Genomic DNA, 22,900 nt, shown 5'->3' with positions numbered 1-22,900 from the left:
ATGTACATGCCTGCCCATTTTTCTGAAGAGCGCCTCGACGTCTTACATGATCTCATCCATCAACACCCGCTTGCCAGCATGGTTAGTTTGGAAGCGGATGGCATGACCGCCAATCATATTCCGTTCATCATTACCCCACCAACGGCGGAGGCACCGCTCGGTAAATTACTCGGTCACGTCGCGCGCGCCAATCCGGTGTGGCAAAATCGCGAACCGGTTCTGTTGATTTTTCAGGGACCATCGGCTTACATTACCCCTGGCTGGTACGAAGAAAAAAAACAAACAGGCGCGGTTGTGCCAACATACAACTACGCGGTTGTTCATGTTCATGGAAAAATCAACGTGGTGGAAGACAGCGCACAATTTCTGAGCTTACTCACACAACTCACCGAGCATTTTGAATCGACACGCCCAAAGCCATGGGCGGTCGCAGATGCACCACCGGAATACATTGAAAATATGATGGCACAAATCGTGGGTATTGAAATCCCGATTACACGATTAGTTGGCAAATGGAAAACCAGCCAGAATAAATCGACAACCAACCGTAGCCATATTGCGGTGCAATTACGTGAAGAAAATAATATGCACGGCGTTGCATTGGCAGACATTATGGAAGCTCAGTTGTTCGACGTTTCAACAGATTTCGTTTAGCAAAGTCGCGATACTGCACATTTCAGATCAATTAAATTCGTCGGCAGTAAGAACATAAACATTTGTTTCTGGCACTGACCTCGCAGTGTCCAGCCACATACCCAGCTTGGTCGCTACCGCAATCGAGCCCGTGTTCCCAGGGGCGATGTGTGCTGATATTTGCTGCGCACCAACCACATCAAAACCCAATACCAGCGCCACTTGCGCCCCCTCTGTTGCGTAGCCTTTACCCCAACTTTCACGGCCGGGTACCCAACCAATCTCGGTATCAACAGCGCCCTAGTGCCGCATCAAGCCCAGCCGCCCTATGATGGCCCCAGTATCGCGTAACTGTACAACCCAACCTCCAAATCCTCGCAACGCCCAGTGACCAATTTGTCGTGCCATCATTTCAAATACCTGGTCGGCATCCATTGGCCCACCTACATGAGACATCACTTCCGCATCGCCATATACCGCGAGGTAATTTGCCAGATGGGAGGAATCCGGTTGGACCAACGCAAGCCGGGTGGTTTTGAGTTTTGGAATATGTAATTGCATCTCACTTTCTCTAAGAAAATCAAAGGGTGACAAATAGCATTTCAAGCTTTATCTAATGCTGGAATGATTCTAATTAGATTACCATTCAATGAGCCGCTATCGCCACTATATCAACGTTGATCACATGGGCTAGACCACGGGTTGTGCGCGCTCCAGCATTGCATGTAATAACACGTTGCAACCAGCGCTTAGATGTTCCGCCTTAGCGTCTTCAATTTCATTATGACTGATACCGTCTTTACACGGCACAAAAATCATCCCTGCTGGTGCCAGACGTGCAGCGTAAATTGCATCGTGTCCAGCGCCTGACACCACATCCATCGTGCTATAACCGAGGTTTGCGGTTGCTTTACGCACTGCATCTACACACTCAGGATGGAATGGGCAAGGTGGAAAATAGGAAACACGCTCTATACTGATTTTCAGACCGGAACTACGGCTACGGCTATCGACATAGGCCAGAATCTCATTGTGCATCGTGTCAAGCAAGTCGGTTGAGACGTTGCGTAGATCAATACTAAATTTCACTTCACCTGGAATCACATTGCGGCTGTTCGGAAACACCTGCACCATGCCGACTGTGCCGCGACCATACGGTGGATAGCGATTTCCGATATTCACCACCTCTTGCATAATATGGGTAGCAACCTGCAAGGCGTCTTTACGCAATCCCATCGGGGTCGGGCCTGCATGCGCCTCCATCCCTGTAACCACGCAGTCGTACCACGATAATCCGAGAACACCGGGCACGACACCAATTACTTTATCGGCATCTTCCAATACCGGGCCTTGTTCTATATGCGCCTCAAAATAGGCACCAATAGGATGTTGCCCTGGTTCTTCTGTTCCGAGATAACCGATACGCGCCAGTTCGTCGGCGACGGTCTTGCCGTCGATGTCCTTTGCGGCGTACGCATGGTCGAGCGTAAAAGCACCGCAAAACACACCTGAACCCATCATGACCGGCACAAAGCGTGATCCCTCTTCATTCGTCCAGAACGCGACTTCGATAGGTGCTTCGGTTTGTATCTGATGATCATTCAAAGTACGCACAACTTCCAACGCTGCCAACACGCCGTAATTGCCATCAAATTTTCCGCCGGTAGGTTGGGTGTCAATATGGCTGCCAGACATTACTGGTGGCAGCGCGGCATTGCGCCCGGCTCTGCGCATGAAAACATTGCCAATTTTATCCACGGTCACCGTCATACCTGCTTGTTTGCCCCATGAAACGACCAAATCGCGCCCCTGTTTATCCAGATCGCTCAGTGCCAGCCGTTTGACGCCACCTTTTGCGGTCGCACCTATTTGTGCCAGCTCCATTAATGAAGCCCAAAGACGATCACTATTGATCCGTAAATCACGTAATGCTACAGCCATATTGCACTCCTTATTCGTCTTTGATTAAGCCAGTTTTTCAGATTCGCGCATTTTATTCAACGCACCAAATATCGCGGAAAATGGTGGCCGTTTGACATAGTTACCCGCGCCCGTTTGCGCCATAAGTTGCCCCAATTTGAACACCAGTTTGCCATTGCTGATGGTGTGAGTTGGTAGGCCTTTGACAGTGCGCCCTTCAAAGACATTTAAGTCACCTTTGGAAAATTGCGTTTTTGCCGATAAAGTTTTGCTGGCATGCGCGTCCCACAAAACGATATCTGCATCAGACCCTACCGCGATCACACCCTTACGTGGGTAGATATTAAAAATCTGGGCACAATTGGTGGACGTGACTTTAACAAATTCTGATGGTGTCAATCGCCCCGTATTCACACCAGCATCCCATAACACCATCATGCGTTCTTCGATGCCGCCGCAACCGTTTGGAATTTTAGTGAAGTCATTTTTTCCGGCAGCTTTTTGTTCAGCGCAAAACGTGCAATGATCGGTAGCGGTCGTATGTAAATTACCGCCTTGTAAGCCTTGCCAGAGTGCTTGCTGGTGGCTGCTGCTGCGGAACGGGGGACTCATTACGTGTCCTGCTGCTTGTGCAAAATCAGGATGTTGGTAGACGCTATCGTCGATCGTCAGATGACCTGCCAGCACTTCGCCAAAGACGCGTTGTCCGCTGGCACGTGCGCGAGTGATTGCATCGAGAGATTCGCGGCAAGAGACGTGGACAATGTAGAGCGGCGTATTGAGTACATTGGCAATCGCAATTGCGCGTTGTGCCGCTTCACCTTCAACGACGGGTGGGCGCGACAACGGATGGGCGTCTGGCCCAGTTTGGCCTTTTTTCAATAATTCTTGTTGCAACAAATAAACCAATTCGCCGTTTTCGGCATGGACCGTAGGCATCGCTCCCAATTCCAAAGCACGACTAAAACTTTTGACCAAAATTTCATCGTCCGCCATGATGGCGTTCTTGTACGCCATAAAATGCTTGAAACTATTCACGCCATGCTCATTGACCAATTTACCCATATCTGCATGAACACTGTCGTCCCACCAGGTCACCGCCACATGAAATGAATAATCGGCAGCCGACTTTTCGGCCCAGCCGCGCCAGGTATGAAACGCCTCCATCAGACTTTGTTGCGGATTTGGAATCACAAAATCGATGATGCTCGTGGTGCCACCCGCGAGACCTGCGGCGGTACCACTAAAAAAGTCGTCTTGGGTCACGGTGCCCATAAATGGCAACTGCATGTGGGTATGTGGGTCGATACCCCCAGGCATCACATAAAGACCGTCGGCGTCTATGATTTCGGCACCGGGCGGGGTATGCAAATGCTCGCCGACTGCGATAATTTTACCGTCTTCGCACAACACATCAGCACGAAACTCACGATCGGCATTGACGACCACACCACCACGTATCAAGATGCTCATCACGACTCCTGGATTCTTCAACAACGTCATCATTTCAGAGTGCCGCGACTACACTCTGTCGCGGCAAATATATTTAGCGATACTCTTATGCTTTTGCCGACGGACTTCCTTTATGACCCATCAGGACCAGGTACACAACGCCAGATAAAGCCAGACCAACGAACCAGGCGTATGTGTAAATCGTTTTAAACATTTCTGGAATCACGGGAAATGACGTCGGAAATGCCGCATTTAAAAACCCCGGAATATTCGGCAAAACACCCACCACAAACGCGATCACCGCGGCGATATTCCAGCCATTAGAGTAAGAATATTGTCCCTGCTCTTGATACAAATCATCGACGTTAATTTCTGTTTTACGAATGAAGTAGTAGTCAATGATCAGGATTCCGGCAATAGGTCCAAGTAAAGCAGAATAACCAATTAACCATGTGAAAATATAACCTTGTGTGGTTTCCAGAATTTTCCATGGCATCATGACTAAAGCAATACCAGCCGTAATATAGCCGCCGGTCTTATAGGAAATTAATTGTGGGTTCAATGCCGAAAAATCGTAGGCAGGCCCCACCAGATTAGCGGCTAAATTGACGGAGACGGTAAAATCAACAAAATGACCAATGCGACCAACACTGCGCCACCAGTCATACGGCTGGCAAGATCCACCGGATCCCACAGCGCTTTGCCGTACAGCACAACAGTTGCTGATGTCACAATCACTGCTAACAATGCCAGCAAGCCCATTGGTGCTGGTAAGCCTATCGTTTGTCCAAGTACCTGATCCCGCTGCGATTTAGCAAAGCGGGTGAAGTCAGGAATATTCAAAGCCAAAGTCGCCCAAAAACCGATCATGGCAGTTAATGATGGCCAGAATGTTGACCAGAATTGTCCGGCTTTTTTACCACCCTCAATAAATTGCGAAGGTTGATCTAAAATTGGCCCGAAACTACCTGCTTTGTTATATACCCAACCTAGTAACACAAAACAAATCAAGATTTTTAAAGGCGCAGTATAGGTTTCCAGTTTGCGAATCGCATCCATCCCATGAAAAATATACCAAAACTGTATGCCCCAAAAAATCAGAAAGCACACCAATTGCGCTGCATTGATACCAAGACCATCAATTTTATCTTGGCCTAATGGATGCCCAAGCAAGACGCCACCCAAGGTATAAATCATCATGCCACCAAACCAAGTCTGGATGCCATACCAACCACAGGCGACAATCGCACGCATCAAAGCAGGCAAACGTGCACCACGCACACCAAATGAGGTTCGGGCCAACACGGCATACGGAATGCCATATTTAGCACCAGCATGTCCAATCAACAGCATAGGAATCAGGACAATCGCATTCGCGACAAACACGCATAACACCGCCTGGTACCCGGACATACCGCCCTCAATCAGCCTGGCCGCCAGCGTATATGCCGGAATGCACATCACCATACCTACCCATAATGCGGCAAAGTGGTACCAACGCCACGTGCGCTGTGCTTCAGAAGTGGGCGCCAGATCCTCATTCCATAGTTGATTGCTCTCGGTATGCATATATTCTCCTCCAGATCGATGTGTTGAAAAAACTTGCACCCTATGACTAGCAATGTTTATTCCAGAAATAGGGTGTCAGTTTCTTTCTTATTTTTTAGGACTTACGCGAAAACGTTTCTGTAAGTAAAACGACGAAAACATGTCAAATTGGTCGACCAGAGCGTCAGCACCGTGGTGGTGATTTTGCGCGTGTCCTATCAAACTCAAGAATGAACAATAACAAGAAAGCAGAAAGATTAATACTGGATTTAGCGTTATCTTTTACTTTTTTATATGGCCTTTTTCTTCTACAAAAAATGCATTTCTGAATTTTCTAATACAGCTTACAGCGCTTTGATTTCTGCGCTCGCCACAGCCCGTGGATTACGTGGATCTTGCGTCCAGTTCATATACGGCTTATCGCTGACTTGCGGCACCATGGTGATGCATTCTTCAACCGGACACGTAATCTGACACAGGTTACAGCCCACGCACTCTTCTTTTTTGACTTCATAGCGACGCGTACCTTCGGCGCTAATCAATTGTGAAATCGATTGATGCGATGTGTCTTCGCAGGCGATATAACAGCGGCCACACTGTATACACTTGTCCTGATCGATCTCAGCGATGACCTGATAATTCATATCAAGGTATTTCCAGTCGGTGGTATTGGACACCGCTTTTCCAGAAAAATCGCTGATACGTTCATAGCCTTTTTCATCCATCCAACGGGAAAGACCATCTGTCATTTCTTTGACGATACGGAAACCATGTAACATCGCCGCCGTACAGACTTGCACCGAGCCCGCTCCCAGAGCTAAAAATTCTGCTGCATCTCGCCAGTTACCCACGCCACCGATACCAGAAATAGGCAGTCCCTTGGTCGCTGAGTCACGCGCAATTTCGGCCACCATATTTAAAGCGATCGGTTTGACTGCACTGCCGCAATAGCCGCCGTGTGTGCTCTGCGTACCGACGATAGGGCGCGCCACCATCTGGTCCAGATCGATGGAGGTAATAGAATTAATGGTATTGATCAACGATACAGCATCGGCACCGCCAGCCAACGCCGCTCGTGCAGGAATGCGCACATCGGTGATGTTGGGCGTTAGCTTCACAATAACTGGCAACGAACAATATTTTTTACACCAGCGAGTAATCATTTCGACATACTCAGGTACTTGCCCTACCGCCGCCCCCATACCGCGTTCTGGCATGCCATGCGGACAGCCGAAATTCAACTCAATACCATCAGCACCCGTTGCCTCAACTAAAGGCAAGACACGTTTCCAGCTTTCCTCTTCGCATGGAAACATCAAAGAGACAATCATTGCCCGATCAGGCCAGTCCTTTTTGACTTGGGTAATTTCTTGTAAATTCAATTCCAGACTGCGGTCAGTGATCAGTTCAATGTTATTGAAGCCGATGACTTCGCGATTTTTTCCGTAGTGCGCGGAATAGCGAGAAGAAACGTTGACGGGTGCAGGATCTTCGCCGAGCGTTTTCCATACGACACCGCCCCACCCGGCTTCGAATGCCCGTATAACGTTATAAGCCTTATCGGTTGGCGGTGCAGAGGCCAGCCAAAATGGATTTGGTGATTTAATGCCAGCAAAATTGATTGAGAGATCCGCCATATCACACCTTCGCTTTCAAGTCGTCATTAATTGCCAGCGCTGCCAGCTTGCCATGTTGAACTGCTTGCACCGTCAGATCTTGTCCAGGTGCGATGCAATCACCCCCTGCATAGACCTTGGATAAGCTGGTGCGATAGTGATCGTCGATCCAAATTTTGTCGTGATCCCGTTTTATATCGTGGGCAATAGGATCACTCAAACTGGCTTTCTCAAAGCTTTGGCCAATCGCTTTAAAAATCGCTTGTGCAGGGATATCGATCGTTTCTCCGGTCGTCTCTAGCTTACCCGGGGAGCCAGCGATGCCAGAAGTTTCACGCGTCTTTTCAAAACGCATACCAGAAACGTTGCCTGTAAAATCGAATAAGACCTGTTGTGGCTGTGCCCAAGTGACAATTCTTACTTGATTCACTTTAGCAATTTCTTGCTCATGCACCGTTGCGGACATCTGCTCTGCACCTCGGCGATATACCAACGTGACTTGCTCTGCCCCTAAACGGGCAATTTGTACTGCCATATCAATCGCAGTATTGCCAGCACCGATGACAACACATTGTGCTGGCACTGGTAACTTGCTTAAATCATCCGCCTGACGCAATTCAGAAATATAATCGACCGCTGCCATCAAACCTGGTGCATTTTCACCGGTCAAACCTAATTGGCGACTCGTTCCTAAACCCAATGCAAGAAACACGGCATCATAGTCATGTCGTAGATTTTCGAGATGTAAATTCACACCCAGCGTTTGTTCGTGTTGAATGCTAATGCCTCCAACGTTTAATAAGAAATCCACTTCACGCTGTGCGGAATCACCAGTAAGTTTATATTTCGCGATACCATATTCATTGAGACCACCTGATTTTTTCTGCGCTTCAAATATCACCACCTCATGCCCCAACGTCGCTAGTTTGTGCGCACACGATAAGCCTGCAGGTCCCGCACCAACGATGGCAATTTTTTTGCCAGTCGAGGCAGCTCGATTAAACGGATGTTTTTTGAAAGTCATATGATCCAGTGCATAACGTTGCAGCAGACCAATTTTTACTGGCGCGCCTTCGGCATCATGATTACGGACGCAAGCGTGTTCACACAGAATTTCAGTGGGGCAAACGCGGGAACAGCTGGCACCCAAAATATTCTGTTGCAGAATCCCTTTCGCTGCGCCGTTGATATTGCCGACGGCAATATTTTGAATAAATCCAGGCACATCAATTTCTGAAGGGCAAATTCACGTACATGAGGCATCGTAACAATACAGGCATCGCTCGCTTTCTATCGCTGCCTGACGGCTAGTGAGGGCGGGTTGAAGATCACTAAATTGCGCGTCCAGATCCTCATGGCGCGTGTTTGTTGCAGTGAGATGTTTGAGGGTTTCCAACTTAAGGGATTCCAACATAGGTGGCTCCAATCAGGCTAAATACTACTGCCATTACAAAAATGACGAAAATAAAAACCCACACTGCACGTATCCTGCGACATTTGCAGTGACGTTTGCAGCGATGTATGCAACGAATAACACACTAATCATCGATATCTGGCGCGCTGTGCTAAGTGAAGTTATGCGGTTTCTCGTCCACAACACGCGCTATCAGGAAGTCTTATTTCATTTGCGGGAAAGAGAATTCCGCTCCTTTAGCAATGCTGTCTGGCCATCTCTGCATCACTGCTTTTACACGCGTATAAAACCTTACGCCTTCAGGTCCGTAAATATGGTGATCACCAAAAAGACTACGTTTCCAACCACCAAAACTATGAAATGCCATCGGTACCGGCAACGGTACGTTCACACCCACCATACCAATTTCTATCATGCGAACAAATTCACGTGCTGTACCACCATCCGCCGTGAACACCGCAACGCCGTTGCCATATTCATGCTGATTAATCAGCTCGGCTGCAGCTGCCATATCTGGCACCCGAACGACGCATAGCACAGGGCCAAAAATTTCTTGTTGATAGATGCTCATCTCTGGTGTGACATGATCAAATAAACTACCACCTGTAAAGTAGCCCTGTTCACATCCTGGTACAACGTAATTACGTCCGTCAACCACCAAGGTGGCACCTTGCTCCACCCCTTCAGAGATCAGGCTTTCAATCCGCTGTTTGGCGGCATGCGTGATAACCGGTCCCATTTCAGCGCCGTCCACCAGGCCGTTATTAATTTTCAACGTCTTGACACGCGCTGCCATGGCGTCTACCAGTGCATCTGCCGCTGAGCCAACGGCGACCGCAACAGAAATCGCCATACAACGCTCACCAGCAGAACCATATGCCGCCCCCATTAAAGCATCGACCGCCATATTCAGATCGGCGTCTGGCATCACCACCATGTGATTTTTTGCGCCACCCAAGGCTTGTACGCGTTTGCCATTCGCACACCCACGTGCATAGATTGCTTGGGCAATCGGTGTCGAACCGACAAAGCTAATGGCTTTTACGTCAGGATGATCAAGCAAAGCATCAACCACAACTTTATCGCCCTGCACAACATTGAATACACCTTTTGGCAAACCGGCTTCTTGCAATAATCTGGCATGCAATAATGAGGCGGATGGATCTCGCTCAGAAGGTTTGAGAACGAAAGTATTGCCACACGCCAGCGCAATCGGGAACATCCACATGGGCACCATCACGGGAAAATTAAATGGCGTAATGCCTGCAACGACGCCCAGCGGTTGACGCATGCTGCAAGCATCAATCCCACGTGCGATTTGTTCAGAAAATTCGCCCTTTAGTAATTGTGGAATGCCTATCGCAAACTCCACCACTTCGATGCCCCGAGCCACTTCACCACGCGCATCTGCGAGCGTTTTGCCGTGCTCTTTGGTCAACAGATGTGCAAACTCTTCGGTGTGTTGTTGTAATAGCTGAAGATAATTGATGAGAACGCGGGCGCGACTCAGCGCTGGCGTACTTGCCCAGGCAGGAAACGCTTGTTTAGCGGCAGCAACAGCCATCTTCACCTCATGCTCAGACCCCAACGCCACGGCGCCTTGCACTGTGCCTAACGCGGGGTTGAAAATATCGGCAAACCGATTATCGATGTTTTGATGTGATTCGCCATTGATGTAGTGATGGACTTGATATTGGCTCATGTTTTTATAATTTTTCAATAAATGGGATGTGATTTCAGTGAAGCAAGAAGCGATATTTAATCGGCCGCTTTGAGGATTTCAGCTAATTTTCCGAATAAATGGTCAATATGCTTTTTCTCTAAAATCAACGGTGGTGACATCGCGATAATGTCACCTGTAGTGCGAACCAACACGCCTTCGGCAAACGCTTTTTTATAAACAGCCATCGCGCGTGCCCCCACTTTTCCTGGGATAGACTCGAGTTCGATGGCGCCGATCAAGCCAACATTGCGCAGATCAATAACATGTGGCAAGCCCTTCAAAGAATGCAACGCCTCTTCCCAATACGCGGTCATGCTTTGTGCATGTTCGAGTACTTTTTCCTCTTTAAAGACTTTCAAAGATGCTAAGCCTGCCGCGCAAGCGAGTGGATGCCCTGAATAGGTATAACCATGGAAGAGTTCTATGCCCGCCGGACTATCGAGCAAGGTGTCGTAAATTTTTTGATGGCTAAATACAGCACCCATCGGCACCACGCCATTAGTAAGGCCCTTAGCGGTCGTCATCAAATCGGGACGCACATCAAAAAAGTCAGAAGCAAACGGTGTGGCCATACGACCAAAACCGGTAATCACTTCATCAAAAATCAGCAAGATGCCATGTTTATCACACAGTTCGCGCAGACGTTTTAAATACCCTTTCGACGGCAAGATTACGCCTGCGGAACCCGATAGGGGCTCAACGATAACTGCTGCAATAGTGGATGCGTCGTGTAAGGTGACGAGCCGTTCTAGCTCATCCGCGAGGTGGGTGCCATATTCAGGCAACCCGCGGGTGAATGCGTTTTTTTCCAGATTGTGTGTGTGAGGCAAGTAATCAACGCCACCCAACAAATTGCCAAATTGCTTGCGATTAGCTGGCAAGCCACCAATCGACATACCGCCGAAGCCTACCCCGTGATAACCACGTTCGCGACTGATAAAACGAGTACGTTGTGCTTCGCCACGTGCACGGTGGTAGGCAAGCACCATTTTTAAGGCGGTATCGACCGCTTCAGAACCAGAGTTGGTATAAAACACCTGACCAAATTTGTGACCGCTGTACTCGATGAGTTGCTCTGCCAACTCAAATGCTGCCGGATGCCCCATTTGAAATGCTGGCGCGTAATCTAAGGTAGCAATCGCATCCTGCACGGCCTTAACGATCGTTGGATGCGAATGTCCCAATGGCACACACCATAAGCCGGCAGTGCCATCCAGAATCTCGCGACCATTCTGATCACGGTAATACATGCCAGACGCCGATGCAACAACCCGTGGTGCCTCTTTGTAGTCACGATTCGCCGTAAAAGGCATCCAATAAGAATTGAGCTGTTGTTTGCTAAGCATGTGTTTCTCCTGAAAACGATTTACCAAGTGGTAAAAATATGTTGAAATCCTAGATAAGCATAGGCACGGAAGACATATACAGCCAGCAAAATTTCGTCCAACCGTACAGTTTTTATGAGCAATACAGTTCCAAACAGTGGATGAAAGCGAAGATCAGGCAACAATTTTGCGGCGTACCAGACCGGAGAAGAATATGGAAGTTGTGAACGAAGAAGCCGTCAACGAAACACCCTTAGAATGGCCACAGCTGGCGTTAGTGCGCAGGTGTCAATCCAGCTTGGTCGATCAGATTGTGCAGGAGGTGACCCGTCTGGTACGCCAAAATCACCTGCCACTGGGTTGCAAAATGCCATCGGTCAGACAATTTGCCAAATGCAATGCAGTGAGCACCTTCACCGTGGTGGAATCCTATGAGCGATTAATCACACTGGGTCTGCTCAGCTCGCGTCGTGGCTCAGGTTATTTTGTGAGCAAACCAGCTTTAACACCGTTACCCTCACAAGCAGCCGGTTCTGTCAGCACACAGCCGTTGACGACTGTCCTTGATGCACTAAGCCCGGATTTATACTCTGGCGTATCAACCGCCTTGCCCGTTGGCTCGGGCTGGTTACCTCCAGAATGGTATGGTGATGACGTATTACTAGATGCATTAAAACAATCCATGCGTATTCCTACCCAACGCTTACGTGGCTACGGCAATCCACTCGGTTTTGCCAGCCTGCGCCAGCATCTGGCAGCACAACTTTCGCAAGAATTATTCAATGTCGATGCCGAACAAATTCTGCTCACCAACGGCGCCACGCACGGCTTTGATCTGATCTTACGCACCCTATGCAAACCCGGAGATACCGTCTTTGTTGAAAATCCGGGGTACAGTAATTTACTCTCTCTCATTCGTCATCATGGTTGTATTCCAATCGGCATACGAAGAGATGAACATGGTTTGGATGTCGATGGATTATTGGAAAAGGCCTTGCTCCATCAACCAAAGATCATGTTCGTCAATACCGTACTCCAAAACCCGTTGGGAACGAGCTTAAGCCAGAGCCATGCGCACCGTTTGCTGGCATTGGCTGAACAGTTTGACTTCTGGTTAGTAGAAGACGATATTTATCGCGAATTATGTACACGTCCAGAACCCTCTTTAGCTGCGATGGATGGTTTGCGACGTGTGATACGGGTTGGTAGTTTTTCAAAAACCTTGTCGCCGACACTTCGCGTAGGATCGGTTTGTGCATCGCACTCTCTCATCGGTGAATTATTGCGCGTCAAAATGTTAGCTGGCCTGACGACTTCTGAAATCAACGAACGCGCCGTCCTGCACGCGATCAGCTCACGTTTGTATCGGCGAATGTTAGAGAAGCTCAAACGCCAGCTTGATACAGCGCGTAACAGCACCCTGGATGTGTTACATGATGTCGGTATGACGCCGTTGGCTGAACCGCGTGGGGGGATGTTCATTAGTGCCGGCTGGAAAAATTCTCTACGACATGCGAGTGAGATCACCAAACATGCGCTGCAAGCCGGAATTATTCTTGCGCCGAACGAATTTTTTTCAAGTGATGTACAAGCATACCCATGGTTCCGCTTCAATATTGCTTACGGCGGTAACGCGCAACTACGCGACTTTTTAAACCGGGTTCAACATGGATAAACGCGTAGAACCATTACTCAACCAACGCGATCAGATCGAAGCGCGCATCATACAATGTGCCACCGAAGTGTTTTCCGAATCTGGATTCGCAGGCACTTCCGTCGCCGCCATCGCTGAGCATGCGGGGATATCAAAACAAAATTTGCTTTACTATTTCGCCAATAAGCAGGTGTTGTACCAAACTGTATTGGATCAGGTCTTGGATCAATGGCTAGAGCGTATGGATATTTTGGCGGACCCTACCCAAGAACCAGAACAATTGCTTCGTAGTTATATCAAAGCAAAATTATGTTTTTCCAGGGAGCAGGCACACGCATCACGTGTCTACGCCATGGAGGTCATCAGTGGAGCGCAGACGTACTCTGAAAGTATGCGAGAAAAAATCATCCCATTCTTAAAGAAAGATATCGCCATTTTTGAAAGTTGGATTGCGCAAGGAAAAATTGCCGCAGTCAACCCGACACATTTACTTTTTCTAATTTGGGCAATGACCCAGTCGTATGCCGATTTCAGTGCACAGATGAGTCTGGTACTCGGTCACCAACCGTTACAATCAGCGGATTTCGATGAAGCAGAGAAACTAATTTGTGAGTTAGTCTTGCAGCGCTTGCACTGCAAGTAAGCGATTTTTTAACTTTTATAATGCGAAAATAAATTGCCTTTTAATAATTTATTAATAATTTATTAATAATGTTTTAATGCCATATTGAACATCCGCCTGCATCGCAGAGATGAAAATATTACAAAAAAGAAACCACAATATTGGCTGGACAACTAATTGCAGTTCTATATAATTAAATCTCGACAACATTTTATGTTGTTCGCCGCGATCTGATTGAACTCATCTGAATCGGCCTCCTTTGATGAGCCCTGCGCGCCTTCCGTTCTCAGGAAGCGACCGTACACCATGTAGAAAAGAAAGAGTACTATGTATTCACTTCGATTCCGCTTGATTGCGATTTTCGTCTTAATCGTTACGGCAACCCTTGCCAGCTTCGGGATTTATCAATACATCCACCTTTCTGATGAGCTCGAAAAAAACTTCAAGTCACACCAAAAAGAAGTGATATCTCGTTTGGAGACCTCTCTGCCATCAACCTTATGGAACATGGACGAATCGACTGCAGCAAAGATTATTAAAGCGGAAATCCAAAATTTTGATGTTAATGAGATCGCCGTTTACTCTGCTGAAATGCCTGATGTTAGCTTTGTAAGGGCAACAAAGTCGGGACTTAACAACCAAGCTAATTCTAAGAACCAACTTCCGAGCGAATACCAAATCAAAGCACAGTTATTTGCGGATGTCATTCCAAGAAATTCGGCACAAATACCCCATACTAGCCAAGCATTGGGTGAACTTATCGTGACTTTTTCGCATGACTATATTGATAAAAAATTGCGCGAAAGTTTAATGCTCACGATCCTGCAAATTTTTATCCTCGATGCCATATTAATCATCGCACTGGCCATGAGTTTGAAAGTCGTGTTTGATCCAATAAAACGACTACAGAGCGCACTGTATGAATTGAGCTCACATGATGCAGAGGCGGCAGCAGAATTACCGGAATCAAAAAGTCACGAATTTGGAAAAGTTATTCGCGGCTTCAATTTGGTGTTACGTAATTTAAAAAATATTATCGTCTTACAAAGACAGGCAGAAGCCCTTGCACTCGCCTCGTCCAAGCAGACCGAAGAGGCTTATATTAGCCTCAAAGCCGCCCAAAAATCCCTATTACAAGCAGAAAAATTAGCCAGTTTGGGAAGTCTTGTTGCAGGCATTGCGCATGAAATTAACACCCCCGTTGGCGTTATCGTAACCAGTGCTTCTGTACTCGCAGACGCAAGTAGTGAAGTCACTCAAAGCATGTCTGCGGGAGCCATCCGGAAATCCGATATTACGGCGTTTTTGAATACGACGAATGAATGTTCACGTTTAATTATAAGTAATGCAAGTCGAGCCGCACACCTAATACAAAGTTTTAAGCAGGTAGCGGTAGATCAAACCAGCGAGCAACGGCGAGAGTTTGAACTCACCGAATTTCTTGATGACATCATTACCAGCTTGAACCCAACACTACGTAAGGCGCGAGTCAACATTCAAATCATCAGCCAGGAAAAAATTGTCATGGATAGCTATCCGGGGCTTTTGGCGCAAGTCGTTACCAACCTTACAATGAATGCAGTAACCCACGCATTTCCTGATGGGATGGCCGGCCAAATTGATATTCTGGTTCATCTAACTGGTGCATCGGTTTATCTTGGTTTCAGAGACAATGGGCGTGGCATTCCTGAGGAATTTCTGGACAAAATTTTTGAGCCATTTTTTACAACAAAACGTGGCCAGGGTGGCACTGGCTTAGGCTTGAATATTGTTTTCAATATTATCAATAAACAACTTTGTGGCAGCATCACTGCACACAACCACCCAGAACAAGGCGCCGTGTTTACCATTTGTATCCCGAGAGTCACACAACAGCTAGAAAAAATATAGTGTTTATATAGTGTTTATATAGTGTTTACAGAGCAATTTTGTTATTCTAAATTTGGAAATTAGTTTCCGGGAATAAAGTCTTCCGATTTGAAGAAAATCTTCGGATAGAGCTTAATGGATTATTAAGGATTTATCATGACAGACATCATCGACGAAGAAAAATGGCTGGAGGAAGATGAGCCCGCAGAAAACAAAAGATCGTCAGATTATTGGCGAATTCTCATTGTCGATGATGAACCAGATATCCATGCCGTAACGCGCTTGGCACTCAACAAGCTAACTTACAAAGGCCGCGAATTAGAAATACTGTCGGCGTATTCTGGTATTGAAGCCTACGACTTACTCGTCAAAGAAGACAACATCGGCATGATTTTGCTTGATGTTGTTATGGAAACCGAGGATGCAGGACTCCTACTAGCAAAGAGAATCCGCGAAGAATTACACAATGACTTGGTGCGAATTATTTTGCGCACCGGACAACCTGGACAAGCGCCAGAACAAAGTGTGATTGTTGATTACGATATCAACGATTACAAACTCAAAACCGAACTGACAGCACAAAAAATGTTTACGACCGTCATTTCTTCACTTCGAGCGTACGAAGGATTGAAGACGATAGAAACAAACCGTCGTGGACTCGATAAAATTCTGGAAGCCGCCAGCAATTTATACCAACTCGATTCGCTGAAAGAATTAGCTTCAGGCGTTCTGACACAAATCAGCGCAATTCTTAATTTTGGCACTGATGGCGTCTTGTGCGTAATGGGATCATCCCCGGACAATGACATTCGTCTGCCTTTAGTAATCGCAACAACCGGCAAATCAACAGAACTGTTAAGTCAAAAAACCTTGCGTGCTGAACATCCATGGACGGCAAATATCCTGCAAGCATTCGAAGAGAAAAAAAGCCTTTTCTCTGATGAACTTGATGTACTGTTAATACAAGCAGCACATGGCCACCAGTTCGCAGTGGCTTTCAAACCCTTATGGCCTTTAAACAAGCTGGAGATTAGCTTGTTGAATATATTTTGCGACAGGATCGCGGCAGCGTTTGATAACTTGCATATGTTTGAGCTACTAAAAGCAACGCAAGAAGCCACTGTGGTCGTACTTGCCGATCTGGCTGAATCACGCGATGCGACGACAGGTGGTCATGTACGTCGAGTTTGTCGATTGACTGATGCAATTGCCATGGAACTAAAAGCGGCAAATAAATTACCCCCTGAAGTCGATGCCAATTTTTTGGCATTTGTTGGCATCGCAAGTATTTTGCATGACGTTGGTAAAGTCGGCATTCCTGATAATGTTCTTCTCAAACCTGGCAAACATACCCCAGAAGAACGAACCATCATGGAAGGACATGCGCAGATAGGTGAGACAGTTCTTGCTCGTGCAGCCAGGATGGTAGAAGGTGAAAGCAGCCTGAGCATTGGCGCGCAAATTGCAGGAAGCCATCATGAACATTACGATGGCAGCGGTTATCCACGCCGCTTGAAAGGCGCCGAAATTCCTTTTGCTGCACGTATCGTCGCAGTTGTCGATGTCTTTGATGCTTTGCTACATGCGCGTCCATACAAGCAAGCTTGGCCTTTGGACGACGTCATCGCGTATCTTGAGGAACGAAGCGGAAAACAATTTGACCCTGATGTCGTCTGGGCAATTGTCAATTTCATCAAAACAAAAAATCCAGATTGGATTATTTCTGAAGGTCATTAAATAATCGAAAGATTAATGTTAAACGCCTAATTCGACAACCTAAATTTCAATGTAGAAAATTCAAACGCAGAAATTTCAACATAGAAATTTCAGCATAGAAATTTAAATTCAGAAATTTCAATTCAGAAATTCAAAAATATAAATTCGGATTGATAAAGCCCTGTCTGAATAAAAATAGTACACTTGAGTTTTAACGTACACCTCGCTATTTATCATTTAAAATGGTTCTGATGACGAAGAATGTCCACAGTGATATTCTCGCATCCATCAACAGGCGTCGCACTTTTTATGCGTACTGCAATTTTTTGATTCATGTAGTTTGTCTTTTTCACTAACAACTATTTTCTATGCAATCGCCACGGCGCCCAGACGACGAAAATTTTCGATTAATAACCCTTCAAGAATGCGGCCTCCTTGACACGCCGCCAGAAGAGCGCTTTGACAGAATTACCCTGCTGGCAAAACAAATCTTCAAGACGAAAATCGTGCTGATGTCGCTGATCGATGAAAATCGCCAATGGTTCAAATCAAACCAAGGTTTGCCAGCAACAGAAACCTGTAGAAATATCTCATTTTGCGGTCATGCAATTTTATCGGAAGAGATATTGCACGTGCCTGACGCAAGCTGCGACCTACGTTTTTTCGATAATCCACTTGTCACCGATGCTCCAAACATTCGTTTTTATGCGGGTGCACCACTTCACGCAAAAAATGGGCAACGAATTGGAACGCTATGCCTCATTGATCCCGATCCAAGAACGCTGACCGATGATGAGTTGCAAATTTTGCGCAATCTTGCTGATTGCATGGAACACGAAATTGGGAACGCGCAATCTGTGAGGCAACACAATGCGCTGCTAACGTTGACCAGAATTACTTCATTAACGTTTCAAGATCCACAAATTTTATTGCGCGAAACACTTGCACTGGGTTGTCAATATTTGCAGGTATCAACTGGCGTCATTTCTCAGATTCAAGAAAACGAAAGTGTCATTCAAGTTTGTTACTCTACATCTGGTAATGTCAGAGAGGGACAACGATATCTGAAAGAAAGTACTTTTTCCGACTTCGTCAATACCGAACATGACGTCATCTACGCAGCAAATCTTAGTCAAAGCAGCTTTAGTTCTCATCCGAGCTATCAACTATTCAAACAGGAATCCTATATCGGAATTCCTTTATTTGTAGAAGGAAAACGTTTCGGAACGTTGGGGTTTTCCGACCCGCAAGTTCGGACAAATGAATTTAGCGACGTTGAAATTGAATTCGTGAATGTCTTGGGCGATTGGGTCAACAGCACGATAAAACGACAACAACTAAATCAATCAATACAAAGACAGCAACAATTGAATGACGCTGTAGCAAAAGCGCAAGCCCAATTTATCAAGGGTAAAGATCGCGGTAAGGGCTTTGATACTTTACTAAGTAATAGTTTGCGTCTTACACAGAGTGAGTATGGATTTATTTGCGAGGTCATCCGTAATCGCAATGGAATTCCCTATTTGAAAGTGTGTTCCATTCGTGATTTAGGATGGGATGAACAAACGATAGAAGTGAACAAAAAAGCCGTTCAGCAAGGGATCGAGTTCGAGAACCTCGATTTATTATTTGATCCCAGACTCGATACAAAAATACCTGTCATATCTAATAATTTATCGTTTGAGCGCGAGGTCGGTGATTTACCCAAAAATCACCCTCCTCTAAGACACTTTCTTGCCATTCCAATCGAATACGATGGCGAGGTCGTTGCTATGTTGGGTATTGCAAATAGCCCGACTATGTACGATAAATTGACGGTTGATTTTCTTCAACCGGTCACAATTACGATAGGTCAGTTGGTCAATGCAGCCAGAATTCAGCGCCAACATGCGCAGAGTGAACAAAGGCTCGCCAATATTATTGAGGGTACAAATATCGGTACATGGGAATGCCACATTCCCTCTGGTATGACGATTTTTAACGAACGCTGGGCTGGCATGTTGGGCTATACCCTGGCTGAGCTAAGTCCTACAACGGTGCAAACCTGGCTCGAACTATGCCACCCAGAAGACGCAAAGATTTCTGCTGAACTGATTGAACGTCATTTCAACGGCGAATTGCCGTATTTTGATCTGACCAGTCGCATGCGGCATAAAGACGGTTACTGGGTGTGGATCAGAGATCGCGGTTGTGTCGTCAGTTGGGATGAAAATGGACAGCCTCTCGTGATGTCCGGAAGTCACCAGGACGTCACTCAAGAACGAATCGCGGAAGAAAAGCTGGCGCACGCCTATGAACTGCTTGAACAATCTAATGCTGCTGCTCGCATCGGTACATGGGAATACGATCTCGTTAGCAGACAAATCAATTGGAGTTCGGTAACAAAACAAATTCATGAAGTCGACGTGAATTTTCAATGCAATACTGATCAGGCACTCGCCTTTTATAAAGGCAAAGACAGTCGCGAACACATTCATCACTTGCTCACTGAGGCTGGAACAAAAGGAACACGCTTCGATGCAGAATTTAAAATTATCACAGCCAAGAAAAACGAACGCTGGATCAGGATTATTGGATTACCACAAATTAAAGAAGGCGAAATCTGCGGCATTTACGGCACGCTCCAGGATGTGACCGATAGCAAAATGAACGCGCAAGCTTTACGTGATCAAGCCGCTCATACCCAAGCCATCATCGACAATGTGCTTGACGGCATCATCACGGTAAATCATCTGGGCTTTATCGATGCCTTTAACTTCGCTGCTGCAAATATCTTCGGTTATCACAAAGACGAGTTAATCGGAAAGCACTTTAGTATCTTGTTACCTATCAATGATAAAAGTGATCTCGACGATAGGCGCGATCAATCTCGTTTCCCTTTCAGAGCAGACAATATCTCGAATCTGATTGGTGCCGCACAAGAAGTAGAGGCGCGACGCAAAGATGGGAGCGTATTCCCTATTGACCTATCCGTCTCTGCGGTCAAACGCCAGGGACGGGCTTTGTATATTGGTTTGGTGCGCGATATTACAGAAAGAAAACGTCTCGAACATATTAAAAATGAATTCATTTCAACGGTCAGTCATGAGCTGCGCACACCATTAACATCGATCTCTGGCGCATTGGGATTGATCTTAGGTGGCGCCACTGGAACCTTACCCGAAAGTCTGACCCCACTACTGAATATCGCTAGCAAAAACAGTCAGCGTCTGACATTCCTGATCAACGACTTGTTGGATATGGAAAAACTGAGTGCAGGGAAAATGCACTTTGACATGCAAGAATATGCGCTGGCTCCCATGTTAAGTCAGGCAATTGATACGAATACCACCTTTGGTGCGCAAAGAAAAGTGCTCCTTCATTTGCAACAACCCTTGCCAGACGTAAAGATTTTGATCGATAGTCAACGCTTCATGCAAGTAATTTCAAATTTGCTTTCAAACGCGATCAAATATTCACCCGTCAATGAGACTGTTGACATTGCGACCACCATTAAACATGGCCACGTTCGCATCAGCGTAAGTGATCACGGAAAAGGTATACCAAGCGAGTTCCGTGATCGGATTTTTCAAAAATTTGCACAAGCCGATTCCTCCGATACGCGTGAAAAAGGGGGAACCGGGCTGGGCCTTGCCATTTCCAGAGAATTAGTCGAAAGCATGGGCGGGAAAATAGGCTTTGACTCTGTTACCGGATATGGCGCACATTTTTATGTCGAGCTGCCTATCGTCAGTGGTGCATAGAACTTTCCGTGGATTCGCCAAGAAAGTTATAATCACTACTTCGATTGCACAGGCTCACTGTGCTCCCCCCTCTTTTCAAAAAGTAGCTTCATGATAGTTCTTGGCGTTGAATCTTCCTGTGACGAAACAGGGCTAGCCTTATATGACACAGAGCGCGGCTTATTAGCCCACGCCTTGCATTCACAAATCGCAATGCATCAGGAGTATGGCGGCGTTGTGCCTGAACTGGCTTCGCGCGACCATATTCGCCGTACCTTGCCGTTGTTGCATGAAGTAATAGCGAAAGCCGCCATTCAAAAACACGATATTGATGCAATTGCCTACACACAGGGACCAGGACTCGCTGGCGCCTTGCTAGTTGGAGCCTCATTTGCCTGTGGGCTGGGCGTAGCGCTCGACAAACCAATCCTTGGAGTACATCATCTTGAAGGCCACTTATTGTCTCCGCTATTGGCGAGTCAGCCGCCTGAATTTCCGTTTATTGCCTTGTTAGTTTCCGGCGGTCACACACAATTGATGCGCGTTGATGGTGTCGGACAGTACCAATTGTTAGGCGAAACGCTGGATGATGCCGCCGGTGAAGCCTTTGATAAATCGGCTAAATTGTTAGGTCTCGCCTACCCCGGCGGGCCAGCAATCTCCTTACTGGCAGAGTCGGGAGACCCAACGGTTCACCAATTCCCAAGGCCGATGTTGCATTCCAAAGATTTTAATTTTAGCTTTTCGGGATTAAAAACCGCCGTACTGACTGCAGTTAAAAAATATCCTACAGAAATGAGCGAGGCAGACAAAGCCAACGTAGCGCGTGGTTTTGTCGATGCCATTGTTGATGTCTTAGTTGCCAAATGCGTCACGGCAATCAAGCAAAGTGGATTAAAACGCCTGGTCATTGCTGGTGGTGTTGGTGCTAATCGACAACTGCGCCATGCTTTAAATGCTGCGGCGGCAAAAAAGCGCTTTCAGGTTTTCTACCCTGAACTTGAATTCTGTACCGATAACGGTGCCATGATTGCCTTTGCCGGCGCCCTGAGACTCAAAAAAAATCCCGCGTTAGCAACACGAGAATATGCGTTCAATGTGAGACCTCGTTGGCCCTTGCATGAATTGACGTCAGCCTAGTTTAGTCTTTCTTATAAAAGCCACAACCAACGATGACTGTTTCATACTTTTCGATATACATTGATTTCGGTTCTATCTGTTTAGTCAGCGGGTTTACAAACTTGTAATCCTGCCAGCCGCTTCCTTTTTTATTGGCGATTTCGAGACGCTCCTCGATGAAATATTTACCATCAGCGTCTCGCAATTCCATCATGTTTTTACCGATCATTTTCGGATTGATCTGCGCCAGGTTTTTAGCGTTCAAATCATAAACAACAACATATAAATCGCGATCTCGATAGCCACCATCTTTGTTATTGATATCGACAATTGTCTGATCAATACCATGTTTTTTCATTGAGTCAATGGCTTTTAGTACCAATGCCTTAGCCTCTTCCGCATTACCTTGCTCCGCTGAAAGTGCCGAAAAACTGACGCCAAAAATTAAAACGACTAGAACGTATTTCAGGTTGGCTATCATGAAATTTTCCTCTGTCGGAAGTCGGAATATTAAAATTGCATCTCTACAATTTCATGATAGTAAGAAATAAAAATATTAACAGGTCT

13 protein-coding genes and 3 pseudogenes are annotated in these 22,900 nt (G+C 46.5%); 7 read left to right on the top strand and 9 right to left on the bottom strand.

All coding sequences use genetic code 11. The features are described from left to right. Complete coding sequence (locus ACO0K1_RS07750; RefSeq protein WP_423024391.1) at window positions 1–654, top strand: FMN-binding negative transcriptional regulator; 654 nt, start codon at window positions 1–3, stop codon at window positions 652–654. Window positions 655–681: 27 nt separating this feature from the next. On the opposite strand, the pseudogene ACO0K1_RS07745 reads toward ACO0K1_RS07750, so the two are convergent. From ACO0K1_RS07745 to ACO0K1_RS07710, 8 genes and pseudogenes are all read right to left on the bottom strand, one after another. Continuing rightward, window positions 682–1,194 (bottom strand): annotated as a pseudogene (locus tag ACO0K1_RS07745) (GNAT family N-acetyltransferase). 129 nt (window positions 1,195–1,323) lie between these two features. Further along, window positions 1,324–2,574, bottom strand: a complete 1,251-nt coding sequence (locus ACO0K1_RS07740; protein WP_423024389.1) for a Zn-dependent hydrolase — start codon at window positions 2,572–2,574, stop codon at window positions 1,324–1,326. Between the two features lie 24 nt (window positions 2,575–2,598). Beyond that, window positions 2,599–4,026 (bottom strand): dihydropyrimidinase, encoded by a 1,428-nt coding sequence (hydA, locus tag ACO0K1_RS07735; protein WP_423024387.1) that lies wholly within the window; start codon window positions 4,024–4,026, stop codon window positions 2,599–2,601. An 85-nt stretch (window positions 4,027–4,111) separates the two neighbouring features. Beyond that, window positions 4,112–5,574, bottom strand: a pseudogene (locus ACO0K1_RS07730) (NCS1 family nucleobase:cation symporter-1). Between the two features lie 323 nt (window positions 5,575–5,897). Further along, entirely contained in the window at window positions 5,898–7,190 is a 1,293-nt protein-coding gene (gene preA / locus ACO0K1_RS07725) for an NAD-dependent dihydropyrimidine dehydrogenase subunit PreA (RefSeq protein ID WP_423024385.1), read from the bottom strand. Between the two features lies 1 nt (window position 7,191). Next, window positions 7,192–8,583, bottom strand: a pseudogene (locus tag ACO0K1_RS07720) (NAD(P)-dependent oxidoreductase). 202 nt (window positions 8,584–8,785) lie between these two features. Further along, on the bottom strand, window positions 8,786–10,285 hold the full coding sequence (locus ACO0K1_RS07715) for a CoA-acylating methylmalonate-semialdehyde dehydrogenase (protein ID WP_423024383.1): 1,500 nt from the start codon (window positions 10,283–10,285) through the stop codon (window positions 8,786–8,788). A gap of 56 nt (window positions 10,286–10,341) precedes the next feature. Then, window positions 10,342–11,652 (bottom strand): aspartate aminotransferase family protein, encoded by a 1,311-nt coding sequence (locus ACO0K1_RS07710; RefSeq protein ID WP_423024381.1) that lies wholly within the window; start codon window positions 11,650–11,652, stop codon window positions 10,342–10,344. A gap of 193 nt (window positions 11,653–11,845) precedes the next feature. Between ACO0K1_RS07710 and ACO0K1_RS07705 the strand changes: the two genes are divergently transcribed. From ACO0K1_RS07705 to tsaD, 6 genes are all read left to right on the top strand, one after another. Then, complete coding sequence (locus ACO0K1_RS07705; protein WP_423024379.1) at window positions 11,846–13,306, top strand: PLP-dependent aminotransferase family protein; 1,461 nt, start codon at window positions 11,846–11,848, stop codon at window positions 13,304–13,306. Further along, window positions 13,299–13,928 (top strand): TetR/AcrR family transcriptional regulator, encoded by a 630-nt coding sequence (locus tag ACO0K1_RS07700; RefSeq protein ID WP_423024377.1) that lies wholly within the window; start codon window positions 13,299–13,301, stop codon window positions 13,926–13,928. The genes ACO0K1_RS07705 and ACO0K1_RS07700 overlap by 8 nt, the downstream gene beginning before the upstream one ends. Window positions 13,929–14,234: 306 nt before the next feature. After that, window positions 14,235–15,797 carry a sensor histidine kinase gene (locus ACO0K1_RS07695; RefSeq protein ID WP_423024375.1) on the top strand — a complete coding sequence of 521 codons (1,563 nt, stop codon included), beginning with the start codon at window positions 14,235–14,237 and terminating at the stop codon, window positions 15,795–15,797. 135 nt (window positions 15,798–15,932) lie between these two features. After that, entirely contained in the window at window positions 15,933–17,513 is a 1,581-nt protein-coding gene (locus ACO0K1_RS07690) for a DUF3369 domain-containing protein (protein WP_423024373.1), read from the top strand. A gap of 347 nt (window positions 17,514–17,860) precedes the next feature. After that, window positions 17,861–21,235, top strand: coding sequence for a PAS domain S-box protein (locus ACO0K1_RS07685; protein ID WP_423024371.1), 3,375 nt, complete (start codon window positions 17,861–17,863; stop codon window positions 21,233–21,235). A 90-nt stretch (window positions 21,236–21,325) separates the two neighbouring features. Then, window positions 21,326–22,354, top strand: coding sequence for a tRNA (adenosine(37)-N6)-threonylcarbamoyltransferase complex transferase subunit TsaD (tsaD, locus tag ACO0K1_RS07680; RefSeq protein ID WP_423024369.1), 1,029 nt, complete (start codon window positions 21,326–21,328; stop codon window positions 22,352–22,354). A 1-nt stretch (window position 22,355) separates the two neighbouring features. On the opposite strand, the gene ACO0K1_RS07675 is transcribed toward tsaD, so the two are convergent. After that, window positions 22,356–22,814, bottom strand: a complete 459-nt coding sequence (locus ACO0K1_RS07675) for a cache domain-containing protein (RefSeq protein WP_423024367.1) — start codon at window positions 22,812–22,814, stop codon at window positions 22,356–22,358. Between the last annotated feature and the right edge of the window lie 86 nt (window positions 22,815–22,900).

Origin of the sequence: Undibacterium sp. SXout20W (assembly GCF_049340285.1) — a bacterium.
In the GTDB taxonomy this organism is placed as follows: Bacteria; Pseudomonadota; Gammaproteobacteria; order Burkholderiales; family Burkholderiaceae_D; genus Undibacterium.
This window is presented reverse-complemented; position numbering and strand designations above follow the sequence as displayed.